Annotated in this window: 8 protein-coding genes; 2 read left to right on the top strand and 6 right to left on the bottom strand. The window is 64.4% G+C overall.

Annotated features, from left to right (window positions below; genetic code table 11):
* Positions 1 to 19: 19 nt before the first annotated feature.
* Genes RCF13_RS06260 through RCF13_RS06245 form a run of 4 tightly spaced genes read right to left on the bottom strand, consistent with a single transcriptional unit; the run spans position 20 to position 3,154 of the window.
* Positions 20 to 553 (bottom strand): pilus assembly protein PilP, encoded by a 534-nt coding sequence (locus RCF13_RS06260; protein ID WP_005418914.1) that lies wholly within the window; start codon positions 551 to 553, stop codon positions 20 to 22.
* Positions 553 to 1,209, bottom strand: a complete 657-nt coding sequence (gene pilO / locus RCF13_RS06255) for a type 4a pilus biogenesis protein PilO (RefSeq protein ID WP_049411380.1) — start codon at positions 1,207 to 1,209, stop codon at positions 553 to 555. The genes RCF13_RS06260 and pilO overlap by 1 nt, the downstream gene beginning before the upstream one ends.
* Positions 1,206 to 2,096, bottom strand: coding sequence for a PilN domain-containing protein (locus RCF13_RS06250; RefSeq protein WP_231352277.1), 891 nt, complete (start codon positions 2,094 to 2,096; stop codon positions 1,206 to 1,208). The genes pilO and RCF13_RS06250 overlap by 4 nt, the downstream gene beginning before the upstream one ends.
* Positions 2,096 to 3,154: a pilus assembly protein PilM gene (locus RCF13_RS06245; protein ID WP_014038321.1), complete on the bottom strand. Its 1,059-nt coding sequence runs from the start codon at positions 3,152 to 3,154 to the stop codon at positions 2,096 to 2,098. The genes RCF13_RS06250 and RCF13_RS06245 overlap by 1 nt, the downstream gene beginning before the upstream one ends.
* Before the next feature lie 219 nt (positions 3,155 to 3,373).
* On the opposite strand from RCF13_RS06245, the gene RCF13_RS06240 reads away from it, so the two are divergent.
* Together RCF13_RS06240 and RCF13_RS06235 are read left to right on the top strand one after the other, a co-directional pair.
* The gene (locus RCF13_RS06240; protein WP_134968921.1) at positions 3,374 to 5,797 is read left to right on the top strand and encodes a penicillin-binding protein 1A; all 2,424 of its coding nucleotides are present in this window, start codon (positions 3,374 to 3,376) and stop codon (positions 5,795 to 5,797) included.
* Between the two features lie 190 nt (positions 5,798 to 5,987).
* Positions 5,988 to 6,632: a hypothetical protein gene (locus tag RCF13_RS06235; RefSeq protein ID WP_061479340.1), complete on the top strand. Its 645-nt coding sequence runs from the start codon at positions 5,988 to 5,990 to the stop codon at positions 6,630 to 6,632.
* A 115-nt stretch (positions 6,633 to 6,747) separates the two neighbouring features.
* On the opposite strand, the gene RCF13_RS06230 is transcribed toward RCF13_RS06235, so the two are convergent.
* Both RCF13_RS06230 and RCF13_RS06225 read right to left on the bottom strand, forming a co-directional pair.
* A complete protein-coding gene (locus RCF13_RS06230) occupies positions 6,748 to 7,494 on the bottom strand; it encodes a hypothetical protein (protein WP_134968922.1) in 747 nt (248 codons plus the stop codon).
* Positions 7,495 to 7,563: 69 nt separating this feature from the next.
* Entirely contained in the window at positions 7,564 to 12,645 is a 5,082-nt protein-coding gene (locus tag RCF13_RS06225) for an ESPR-type extended signal peptide-containing protein (protein WP_134968923.1), read from the bottom strand.
* Positions 12,646 to 12,686 lie beyond the last annotated feature (41 nt).

Genomic DNA, 12,686 nt, shown 5'->3' with positions numbered 1-12,686 from the left:
TGCTATCCCCAGTAAACGATCATTGATCTTCAAGCGAGAGCGTTGCCGGCCGTTCCAGCCAGCCACCCGCGCCATCCGGCACCAGTTCGATCAGCTCCACGCGGTCTTCGAAGACCGCCGTGACCCGCCCGTCGCTCTGCCCCAGGTAACCGCCCGGGCGGACCCGGTAGGTGACCTTGTCCGGCCCCATCACCAGCGCCACGGTGCCTGCACCGGTACCGATGGTGCCGACCATGTCCAGCGCATCCAGCGGGAAGCCTTCCAACGGCTCCTTGCGCCGGTTCGGGTCCGGTCGCAATCCGCCGTTCCCCTGCTGCGGATTGGTCCAGGCATCGGTGAACGGATCGCGCATGCCCTGCGCGGAGTATTCAAAGGTCTCGAACTGCTGCATCACCGGCAGCGGCTCCAGCGGTTGCGCCGGTCGCGCCCGCTCGCCTTCCACCCACTTCTCAAGGTTCGGTGCGTCGCCGGGCGTGCTGGTCACGCCACGGCCGCAACCGGCCAGCAGCAGTACAGCCAGCACCATCGCACCACGTACGGTCTGCGCGCGCATCACTTCTTGCCCTCCTTGCCAGCGTCAGCCGCCTGCTGCGCCTGCACTTCGGTCTCGTCCAGGTAACGGTAGGTCTTGACCGTACCGGACAGTTCCAGTGCACCGCTGCGGACGTTGCCGCCGGTCTTTTCCTTGGGCTTGAGGTTGATGTCATGCATGGTCAGGATCACTACCCGCGGCAACGAGGCCACGCCACTGACGAATGCGCCGAACTGGTGGTAACTGCCGACCATGCGCAGCTTGATCGGCTTCTCGGCGTAGAACTCCTTGATCTGCTCCTGCTCCGGCTCGAACAGCTCGTTGGTCAGGCCGCTGGACAGCGCGGTCTGCGAGATGTCGATGATCAGGTCGGGCATTTCGGTCTTGCTCGGCAGCTGCCGCAGCATCTGCTGCAGCACCTGCTCCATCTGCGCCAGCTGCTGCTTCAGCGGCTCCAGGTTCACCGCGCGTTCCTGCTGCTTGGTGAACTCGGTGCGCAGCTCGACTTCCTTCGATTCCAGGCCGGCCAGCTCCTCGCGCTTGCCGCTGATCAGCAGCATCCACGCCACGAACATGATGACCAGTGCCAGCAACGAGCAGAAGACGATCTTTGCCTTCTGCGGCCAGTTGCCGATGTCGTTGAAATCCAGGTTCTTGATGTCGATCTTCTGGCTCATGCGCGATCCCCCTGCAGCAGCGCATTGAAGGCCTGCGGCGGCTGCGCCAGGCGGCTGCCCTCAGGCTTCGGGGCAGGTGCCGGAGCCGGCGCGGCAGCCGGAGCGGCCGGTTGGTTCGGCTTGGCCGGAGTGGCCGGCGGTGCAGCGGCCGGTGCGGCGGGAGCCGCTGCCGGCTGGCCCGCTGCCGGCGCCGCAGGCGTCGCGGCATCCGGACCTGCGGCCAACGGAGCCACCGGTGCCGGTGCCGGCGCCGCCGTCGCCACCGAGCCATCGGCGTTCAGGCCCGGCGTCGCCGAGACCTCTTCGCTCTGTGCCGGCAGTTTCACCTTGACCACGAACACGTAGGGCAGCGCCTTGATGTCGGCCAGCGGACCGACCTTGCCATCCTTGTCCTTCTCCGGGTCACGCGCTTCGATGATCGACAGCTCCGGATTGGTCATCCAGCCGGAGGTCTCCAGGTTGCGCATGTAGGCCGAAACGCGGGCATTGGACTGGGTGCGACCTTCCAGCGTCAGCACATCCCCTTCCTGCTTCAGTGCGGTCAGCACCACGCCGTCGGGGATGGTGCGCACCAGTGCGTCGAACAGGTGGACCATCTGCGAGCGCTTGGCCTGCAGTTCCTCGATCACCTTCTTGCGGGCCAGCAGGCGTTCCTTCTGCGCGTCGAGGCGATCGATCTCCTTGTTCTGTTCCTTGACCTTCCCGATCTCGGCTTCCAGATAGGCGTTGCGGTCCATCTGGCCGCTCACCTGGCGGTCGTAATAGAACCAGATCATCAGCGACAACAGCAGGCCACCGACAGCGGCCATGCCCAGCATTGCGTAGAACTCGCGCTGGCGTTGCTTGCGCCGCTCGGCGCGCCAGGGCAATAGATTGATGCGTGCCATCAGTCGAAGCTCCTCAGCGCCAGACCGGTCGCGATCATCAGCGCGGGGGCATCCTGGGCCAACGCATGCGCGTTCACCTTCGGCCCCAGGGTCATCTGCGCCAGCGGGTTGGCGACCACGGTCGGCACGCCCAGCTGCTCCTCGACCATCTCCGGCAGGCCACCGAGCACGGCGCAGCCGCCGGCCAGCACGATGTGATCGACGCGGTTGAATTCGCTGCCCGCATAGAAGAACTGCAGCAGGCGGCTGATCTGCTGGACCGTGGCTTCCTTGAACGGCTCCAGCACTTCCATCTCGTAGCTTTCCGGCAGGCCACCCTGGCGCTTGGCCAGCCCGGCTTCCTCGTAGCTCAGGCCATAGCGGCGCATGATCTCGTCGGTCAGCTGCTTGCCACCGAACACCTGCTCGCGGCTGTAAAGGCTACGGCCGCCGCGCAGGACATTGAGGGTGGTCATGGTGGCGCCGATGTCGACCAGCGCAACCACGCCGTCGATGGACACCGGCAGCTCGCTGGCGACCAGGGCGTAGGCGTTCTCGACCGCAAAGGCCTCCACGTCCATCACCTTGGCCTGCAGGCCACCGAGCTCCAGTGCGGACTGGCGCAGCTCGACATTCTCCGAACGCGACGCGGCCAGCAGCACCTGGACCATCTCCGGGTTGTTCGGGATCGACCCGATCACCTCGAAGTCCAGGTTCACTTCCTCGATCGGATACGGAATGTAGTTGACCGCTTCCAGCTCGATCTGGGCTTCCATGTCGTTTTCGTCGAGATCGGCCGGCATCGGGATCACCTTGGTGATCACCGCCGACCCCGCGACGGCGGCAGCGGCCAGCTTGGCCTTGCTGCCTGAACGGTTCATCGCCCGGCGGATGGCCTCACCGACGGCCTCCACTTCAACGATGTTCTTCTCCACCACCGCATTCGGCGGAAGAGGTTCCACAGCGTAATGTTCCACGCGGAAACGATTGCCGCTGCGGGACAGCTGCAAAAGCTTTACCGCAGTCGAACTGATGTCGACGCCTACAAGCGGCGACTGACTTTTTGGGATGAGCCCCACGGTTTCTCCCCTGCCGACGGGCACTTGGACGCAAGACCTGCGTCCGAGCATTAATAACGTATTCTTAGCAAATGGCAACGGCCCTGCTGTGAAATCCCTCACGGATTCACCATGCAGCCCCTGGCTGTTCCCCTTGCGCTCCCCGGTGCCGACCCCAGCCGCCACCTTGCGTAATCTATACTCTGCGACCACGAAATTCGCAATCGGAATCTGAACCCGATGACTCGACTCCGCCGCTGGCTGCGCTGGATCTTCCTGATTGTCCTGGTCCTGGCGCTGATCGGCGCGGCCGCCGTGGGCGGTCTGTACTATGCCGTTTCCTCCAAGCTTCCCGACGTGCAGACCCTGCGCGACGTGGAAATGCAGGAGCCGATGTACGTCTACGCTGCCGACGGCAAGCTGATGGCGGTGTTCGGCGAGACCCGGCGCACCCCGGTCACCATGAAGGACGTGCCCGAGCGGCTGAAGCAGGCCTTCCTGGCCACCGAGGACGCCCGCTTCTACGAGCATGGCGGCGTGGACTACATGGGCATCGGCCGTGCGGTCTGGCTGCTGGCCACCACCAACGACAAGCGCGTGCCGGGTGGCTCCACCATCACCCAGCAGGTCGCCCGCCAGTTCTTCCTCAGCTCCGAGTACAGCTATACCCGCAAGCTGGCCGAGATCCTGCTGGCGCGCAAGATCGAGTCCGAGCTGAGCAAGGACGAGATCTTCGAGCTGTACCTGAACAAGAGTTTCTTCGGCAACCGCGCCTACGGCGTGGCCGCCGCCGCCGAGTTCTACTACGGCAAGAAGCTGAACGAGCTGGACCTGGACGAGATGGCCTCGCTGGCCGGTATCCCCAAGTTCCCCTCGTCGGGCAACCCGATCTCCAACCCGGAACGTGCCCGCCAGCGTCGTGACAACTACGTGCTGCAGCGCATGGCCGACCTGAAGTTCGTCAGCCAGGCCGAGGCCGACGCGGCCAAGGCCGTGCCGATGCACGCCACCGCGCATGAGCCGCCGGTGCAGGTCGATGCACCCTACGTGGCCGAGTTGGTGCGCCAGGAAATGATCGCCCGCTTCGGCGGCGACGTGGTCAACAAGGGTTACCACGTCACCACCACGATCGATTCCACCCTGCAGACTGCGGCCAACCTGGCCGTGCGTGATGGCCTGCTGCTGTACGACCACCGCCACGGTTGGCACGGCGTGGAGAAGCAGGTGCAGCTGGGCGCCGGCGACGATACCGCCGCGCTGGCCGAGCACCTGCGCGGCATGTACGGCCAGGCCGGCCTGCTGCCGGCAATCGTCGCCAGCACCTCTGCCGATGGCAGCGCCACGGTGGTGCTGGCCAACCGCACCGAGATCGTGCTGCCGGCCGGTGCCGCCAAGTGGACCAACAAGACCCCGGGCAAGCTGGTGCAGCGCGGCGACATCGTGCGCGTACGCGCCGGTGCCAAGGAGGGCGAGTGGCTGCTGGACCAGATCCCGCGCGGCCAATCCGCGCTGGTCTCGCTGGATGCCCACAGCGGCGCGCTGAAGGCGCTGGTCGGCGGCTTCAGCTTCTCCGGCAACAAGTTCAACCGCGCCACCCAGGCCCGCCGCCAGCCGGGTTCCAGCTTCAAGCCGTTCATCTACGCCGCAGCGTTCGACAAGGGCTACAACCCGGCCTCGATCGTGCTCGACGCCCCGGTCGTGTTCCGCGATCGCCGCGGCAAGACCTGGGCCCCGCAGAACGACGGCGGCGGCTTCCGCGGCCCGATGCGCCTGCGTGAAGCGCTGGTGCAGTCGCGCAACCTGGTCTCGGTGCGCCTGCTCGATGGCATGGGCGTGGACTATGCGCGCAAGTACATCAGCGAATTTGGCTTCGCCGAATCGGAGCTTCCGCCGAACCTGTCGATGTCGCTGGGTACTGCCTCGCTGACCCCGCTGTCGGTGGCGCGTGGCTACGCGGTGTTCGCCAATGGCGGCTCGCGCGTGGATACCTGGCTGATCGACCAGGTCAATGACCGCGACGGCAACCTGGTGTTCAAGGAAAACCCGGCACTGGCCTGCCGCGATTGTGCGGGCAGCAGCGATCAGCCGGTCAACCAGGTGGTGGATGGCTTCAACTTCGGCGCCCCGGCCCCGAAGGTGGACCCGGCCGCTGCGGCCAAGGCCGAAGCCAAGACCGAAACTGCCGCCGCTCCGGCCAACCCGGATGCCCGCACCGCCCCGCGCGCGATCGACGCCCGCACCGCCTACCAGCTGGTGTCGATGATGCGCGACGTGGTCCAGCGCGGTACCGGCGTGCAGGCCAAGGTGCTCGGCCGCGAGGACGTGGGCGGCAAGACCGGCTCCACCAACGACCATCGTGACGCCTGGTTCTCCGGCTTCGGCGGCCCGTACGTGACCACCGTGTGGGTGGGCCGCGACGACTTCCGCTCGCTGGGTTACCGCGAATACGGTGGCAAGGCGGCGCTGCCGATCTGGATCGACTACATGCGCACCGCGCTGAAGGACACCCCGATCGCGCAGAACGAGCCGCCCAGCGGCATGGTCCAGGCCACCCTCAACGGCGCAACCGAGTGGGTGAAGGTGGAAGACATGGACCGCCTGACCGACTACGACCTGAACCTCAATACGCCGCAGGCCGACGCCGCCGCGTTCGATATCTTCTGAGGAAGGGCCAGGTGGGTGCCAACCGTGGGTTGGCACCGCTACGACTGTAGAGCCGAGCCCATGCTCGGCTCAGGGCCCCCGCGTAGAGCAGCCGAGCATGGGCTCGGCTCTACATCCCCACCTTGAAATACCCACGCGGATGTCACATCCGTGCGCTAGTCTGTAGCCAGGTCGCAACAGGAGTCATCGCATGCACCGCGCCCGTCAGCATGCTGCCAGCCAGACCCGCGAGCGGCGCCACCGCCTCGCCCACGAAGCCGCCCGCCTGATGGCTGAAGGCGGCATCCGCGACTACCACCAGGCCAAGTTGAAGGCCGCCAGCCGGCTCGGCATCCACGACGATGCCTCCCTGCCCCGCAACACCGAGATCGAAGACGCCCTGCGCGAGTACCAGCGGCTGTTCGCTGGCCCCCAGCACGGCAGCGAACTTCAGCGCCGCCGCGAGGCCGCGATGCGTGCGCTGGAGTTCCTGCACGGCTTCGCCCCACGGCTGGCCGGCCCGGTGCTGGAAGGTACCGCCGATGCCAACAGCCCGGTGCAGCTGCACCTGCACAGCGACGACCCGGAAGCCGTGCACCGCTTCCTGGAGGAGCACGGCATCCCCGCCGAATCGCGGACGCGCCGGCTGCGCATGGACCGCGAGCGCAGCCTGGATGTGCCAGTGTGGGTGTTCAGTGCCGAGGAGCTGACCTTCGACCTGGCCGTGCTGCCGTACGATGCGCTGCGCCAGGCGCCGCTGTCCCCGGTGGATGAGAAGCCGATGCGGCGCGCGTCTGTCGCACAGTTGCGGCAGCTGCTGGCCGAAGCGGAGATCACCGCGTACGTCGGCGGGTGACGGTCGCGCAGGTTCTGGTAGGTGCGGACCGTTGGTCCGCACGGTGCATCAGGCATCCGGATAGCTGACCGAAGAGCAGCCGAGCATGGCTCGGCTCTACAGAAAGTGCGTTGCCCTACCAGACATCATGGTGCTGCTCCTCCGTCTCATCGCCAAGCAGGCGCATCAACCAGGGAGCTCCCACGCGCTGCGGGTACGCCATCATCATCCGCGCGTGCATGTTCTGCAGATCGCCCAGCAACCAGGTCTGGTTGTAGACATCGCCGAACGGATCGGACCACGCCGTCTGTATCCGCGCGCGCTCACCGCCGTTGAGGTTGGGCATCCTGTCCAGCGGGATCTCCAGTACCGGCTCCAGCGCCCGATTGATGGCCGCGTTCTCCGCCTCCGCCGCACGCATGAGCTCCAGCCGATGGCTCACCTGCCAGCACGGGAAAGGGAAGCAGCTTCCCGTGGCATCGATGTACGTCGCGATGTCGGCCAACATGTGGGCCTTCAGCTGCCACACCATCGCACTGTCCAGCAGCTGCCGCACCCGCAGTGTGCGCAGCGTGCCAGCACGGACATCCTCCGGGGTGGTGAACGGCTCACCCGGGGTTGGGCCGCCATGCCGCACCAGCACGATGCGATGGATCGCCTCCTGGGTGATGTTCTCCACGCGCAGCGCGGCCGCCTCCGGATGCACGCGCGGCGGCGGCACGCTCGATACCCGCCAGGTGTACCAGGCCGCCAAGCACGTGCCCGCCACGCACAGCAGGGCGAACAGCAGCCAGCGGTCCAGATTGCGGGTGTAGTAGTAATACCGCGCCCGCCACAGATAGAACGTGCGATAGCTGATGAATCGGCTTACCCAACGGTACATGGCCATTTCCTCGGCAAGGGCCCCGGCGCGGCGGGGCGGGTTACGCGCGTCACGCCGGGGCTCCATCGCTTACCAGCCGATGCTGACGCCGACGCCCATGCTGCGCTCACCGCTGTTGGTGAACGCCCCATTGAGGCTGAAGGTGGCCGAGCCCTTCTCGTTGAGCACGCGCTGGTAGCCCACCGCCATCGCCGACTCACCCTCGCTGTAGCCCACGCCCGCACCCAGGCGGTTGTAGGTGGCCAGGCCGGCGGTGTTCATCGCCATCGCGCTCTGCGCGCTGCTCATCGCCGCCATGCGGTTGAAGCGCTTGTCCATCTTGTCCAGGCGGCGCTCGAAATTGCTGATCGCACCATCGGTGTACTCGTTGGCACGGGCCAGCATCTTCTCCAGCTCGGCGGTGTCGACCTGCGGCTTGGGCGTGTCGTCCTGCTTCGACTTCGGCTGCGGCGTGGGCTTGTCACCTTCACCGGTAGAGGCGATCTGCGGCGAACCGCTGGTTTCCGGCGTCGGCGCGATCTCTTCGGTGGATGGCGACGGCGTGGATGCCGCGGCCATGGCGCGGGCCTGCGGCTGATCGTCGATGCGCTGCTCCAGCCCATCCATGCGGCCGTTGAGCTGCTGCTGCATCGAGTGCAGCTGGCCACCGTTGACCGCATCGCGGCTGCCAGCCGCGATCAGGCCGTTGGCCACGTTGGAGATGACCATGCCGTTGGCACCGGCCAGGGTGAGCTGTTGGGTACCGTCTGCGCGGACCGAGGGGGTTTCCTGGAACACGGAGCGGAGCTGGGACTCGACCTGGTTCACGCGCGAGGTGGTGCTGACGACCGCGCCGTCGAGCGCTTCCAATGCACCATTGAGGGTGGATTGGGACTGGCCCTGCACGTTGAAGCTGGGGCCAACGATGTTGCCGTTGGCATCGACTTCGCTGCCGAGAGCGGAGAGTGCGCCGCGCAGCTGGCCGACGGTGGCGGCGTTATGGTTGGCGGTGCCGTTGGCGATGTTTACGAGGCGGCGCTTCATGCCAACACCGCCAAATGACGCGACTCCTTCTTCATCTGCCAGGGAACCGTTTCCAAGTGCTAGGGAGCCATGAGCTCCGCCTTCAACTCTTGCGGCAGCACCAATCGCGATACCTTCATTCGCACCGCCCGCGCCTCCACCGACCTGTGCACCGACCCCCATTGCGAATCCATTCGCAGAGTCCACAGAGACAGCCGCCGCTCTACCAATTGCGGTGGAGTTCTTCCCCATCGCCTCCGCAAACGTGCCTACCGCAGTTCCCCCCTCCAGTCCCGTCTTTGCTGAATTTCCAACCGCAACGCCTGCCACACCTGCTTCGGCGCGTTCACTGAAGGGCGCTGATCCGATACTCACAAACTGTGCGACATCCTCAAGCTCCGAAACACGGCTGTTGGTCTCATAGAGCTGACTGCCACGCACAACATCCGAGCTATCAGCCGACAGAGTCGCCTCGGCCACGCCAGTCAAACGCGCACCACCGTAATCGATGACGCTCGCATCCAATCCACGCATTGCCTGCGCGCCCATCTCCCGCTCCTTGCGCATCGCCTCCAGATCATTCCGATTCTGCGAGATCTTCTGCTCTGCGGCGTACAACTGACTGCCGGTTACGGCATCACGGCTTCCTGGCGCCACTCGGCCGTCAGCCAGGTTGGTCAGCACCATGCCATTCACGCCATTCAGCGCGATCTGGTTCATGCCATCGGCACGGGCCGACGGCGAATCCTGGAAGATCGAGCTGAGCTGACCTTCCACCTTGTCCGCGCGTCGGCCCGCGGTGATGACAGCGCCATCGAGTGCCATCAGTGCATCCTCGACGGTGTTCTGCGTTCCACCCTGCACCGCGTAGGTCGGGGCGATGATGCTGCCGCTGGCATCCATGCCTGCGCCGCCGCCGAGGGTGGCGAGGGAGTCCTTGAGCTGAGAGACGGTGGTGGCGTTGTGGTCGGCAGTGCCATTGGCAAGGTTCACCAAACGGCGCTGAAGCACTCCATCTCCAAAAGATACTGTTCGACTTTCGTTAGCCACCGAGCTATCCCCCAAGGCAACGCTATTGAGCGCCCCCTTCGTCACAGAGCTCCCAGCGCCAATGGCAACTCCATTCGTCTCCTCAACAATTGATCGAGTACCAAGTGCAAAGCCACCGCTTGCAGAGCTATGGACCCACGAGGCTCGACCGATCGCGATCGATGCTTCACCCTGTGCACGAGAGAACGCGCCAATCGCCACCGCCCCCTCAGATAGAATCGACGCCTCGGATGACTCTCCCAGAGCAATACCCAGAACCCCGCTCTTGGCAGCATCTCGATCACTTGAAGAGCCGATCGACAAGAATCTGGTCGTTTCTTCTACTACTTCAACACGGCGCTCAGCGCCCTCTACTGAAGACTGAACCTTTGAGATTGACTCGTTCGTCGCATGTAGCTGCCTTCCCGATACGGCATCCGTACTAGTCTCCCCTAGATCTGCGTCTGAAACGCCACTGATCTTCCGGTTAGCATTGGCGCTGTTACGCACATCCAAAGTCGTACCGCTGTTCTTCCCGCCCAGGCGCACATCGCCAGACGCAGATACCTGCGCCACCAGCCCGCCCAGCGCAGCTGTCTCGGCCAGTGCCTTGGTTGCATCAGTTTTCGCCACAGCAGCGTCTTCGCCCGCAGACCTGGCCACGCCCTCCACCGTCGTCACCTTGTCATTGGTGGCATTGAGCTGCCTGCCGTTGACGGCGTCATAGCTGCTGGCGCCGACCACGCCGTCGGCCACACCGGTCAGGTTCCGATTCGCGTTCGCGCTATTGCGCACATCCAGCACGGTGCCGCTGTTCTTCTCGCCAATACGAACGTTGCCATTGACAGCGGTCTGGTTGACCAGGCCACCCAGCGCGACCGCCTCGGCCAGCGCCTTGCCCGATTCCACCTTTGCTTCATTGGCGGTGGTGGTCGCCGCGTCAGCGGCTGTCTGGGCCTTGGTCACGGCCTGATTGGTGGCATGAAGCTGGTTGCCGGTGATGGCATCGGTACTGCCGGCTCCCACCGCGCCATCGGCGATGTACTGGATCTTGCGCTTCCTGCTGGCGCTGCCAACTGATATCGAATTGGCCGAAGCCGTCACTGCGCCTGCACCCAGCGCAACAGCGTTCTCATGAGAGGCCTGGGCACGGTCACCCAATGCCACGGAGCTGGTGTTCGTAGCCTTGGCCAGATTGCCCAGCGCGCTGGCGAACTGCGCCGTCGCCTCGCTGCCACGCCCCAGTGAGGTGGCCTGGCTGGCACTGGCCTTGCTCAGATAACCAACCGCCGTACCATGCTCTGCCTCGGCCTTGGCGTCGCCGCCTACAGCAATAGAGAAGTTGCCGCTTGCGTTGGCACGGAAGCCGGTTGCGACGGCGCCGTTGGCGCTGCGGGTCCCGGCACCAACCGAGACACCCGCGTTCTGGTTGGCCACCTTGTTACCGTCCGCATCCACACCAGCGCGTGCGTCGTCGCCCAGCGCTACGCTGCGGCCGTTGTACGCTTTGGCGTTGTTGCCGAGTGCAGTGCTGATGCCGAAGCTCGCATTCTCTGCAGTGGCGCCTTTACCGAGTGCGACATTGGTGGCGTCGATGCGGTTCGTGGCAGCCTGTGCGATTGACTTCACCGTGGCCAGTTCACCCGTGACATCGCCTGCAGTCTTCTCCACGGCCGAGAGACGGGTATTGGTCTGGAACAGCTGGTTACCCGTGATGGCATCGGTGCTGCCTGAACCCACTACACCATCAGCAACGTACTGGATCTTCCGCTTCCTGCTGGCGCTACCGACCGAAACGGAGCTGGCTGAAGCGGTTACCGAACCGGCGCCAATCGCAACGGCGTCCTCATGCCCAGCATGTGCGCTGTGTCCAAGGGCGAGCGAACTGATGCCCGTTGCCCTGGCTAGATTGCCCACTGCGGTTGCAAATTTCGCCGTTGCTTGTGTCCCTCGCCCCAAGGCCGTCGTCTGCTGAGCGCCCGCGATACTGCTCTTTCCGAAGGCCGTACTCAACTCTTGATTGGCCACGGCATCGGTGCCGATCGCAACGGAGAAATTTCCTCCCGCGATGGCCTTGTGTCCCATGGCAACGGCACCGTGTGCACTCCGGGTACCGGAGCCGACCGAGACGCCCCCCGAGCTTCCATTGGCCTTGTTCCCAGCGGCATCCACACCTGCCCGTGCATCGTCACCGAGGGCAACGCTCGCGCCGTTATAACCCTTTGCATTGTTGCCCAACGCTGTGCTTGCGCCATAGTACGCATCTGACTCAGCGACAGCTCCCTTGCCGAGTGAAAGTGAGTCGGCATTGATGCGGTTAGATGCTGATTGCGCCAACACATGCGTGGCGTACAACTGCTTACCGGTGACCGCATCTGTACTTGTTGCATTCAAGCGCGCGTCAGCCACGTTGACAATCCGCCGCTTGTTTCCACTTGTGCCGACGGAAACAGTACCCTGCTCATGAGCTTCAGAATCTGTCCCAAGTGCAACGGAATTTGCAGCCGATACCTTCGCCTTGAAACCAAGGGCCACACCATTGAAGTCTGCACTGCTGTTTCCACCCACCGCGATCGCACCGGAATATCCTGACCTCCCCGCAGCAGATCCGCTCCCAATAGAAATGGCATCGATGTAAGTTGAACTTGCCCCATTGCCCAATGCGACAGCGCCAATTCCATTTGTAAGAGCATGTGCGCCAAAGGCGGTGCTGTAACCCTGCTTGTTCTGGGCGCCGTAGCCGAATGCCACGCTCCGGTCACCCACACTCTTGGCCTGATGTCCAAAGACCGTGGATTCCCTGCCCTGCACATAGGCTCCGTTCCCCATTGCCAGGACTCTGGCGCTATTGGGACCCACGCTCGCCTGGGTGAACTTGTCGTCCAGCCCCGCATATGGCAGACATGAGATCCAATCCGGATACTGATTGATTGTGCATTTCGAGCCAAAATTGTCGGCGCTGACATTGCCCATGAACAGCAGCAGGACGGGCAATGTAGATAAAACTGCCACGTTGGCGCTCAGGTTTGCGCTGCGCTTGCCGCGGACTCTTGCGACCTCGCCCGCAACCACCCAGCACTGCTTGGCCACACTCCAGATACGTCGATAGATTCGATTCATGCTCGTTCTCCTTAACACCAAAGGGAAATGAAGCCCCGCGC

Source organism: Stenotrophomonas maltophilia group sp. RNC7 (genome assembly GCF_030910085.1).
GTDB lineage: Bacteria > Pseudomonadota > Gammaproteobacteria > Xanthomonadales > Xanthomonadaceae > Stenotrophomonas > Stenotrophomonas sepilia.
Note: the sequence above shows the minus strand (reverse complement) of the source record. Positions and strands in the feature narration are given on the sequence as shown.

Coding starts and splice junctions, on each gene's coding strand:
- RCF13_RS06260 (WP_005418914.1), bottom strand. CDS start 553: ATGCGCGCGCAGACCGTACGTGGTGCGATGGTGCTGGCTGTACTGCTG.
- RCF13_RS06250 (WP_231352277.1), bottom strand. CDS start 2,096: ATGGCACGCATCAATCTATTGCCCTGGCGCGCCGAGCGGCGCAAGCAA.
- RCF13_RS06225 (WP_134968923.1), bottom strand. CDS start 12,645: ATGAATCGAATCTATCGACGTATCTGGAGTGTGGCCAAGCAGTGCTGG.
- RCF13_RS06235 (WP_061479340.1), top strand. CDS start 5,988: ATGCACCGCGCCCGTCAGCATGCTGCCAGCCAGACCCGCGAGCGGCGC.
- RCF13_RS06240 (WP_134968921.1), top strand. CDS start 3,374: ATGACTCGACTCCGCCGCTGGCTGCGCTGGATCTTCCTGATTGTCCTG.
- RCF13_RS06230 (WP_134968922.1), bottom strand. CDS start 7,494: ATGTACCGTTGGGTAAGCCGATTCATCAGCTATCGCACGTTCTATCTG.
- pilO (WP_049411380.1), bottom strand. CDS start 1,209: ATGAGCCAGAAGATCGACATCAAGAACCTGGATTTCAACGACATCGGC.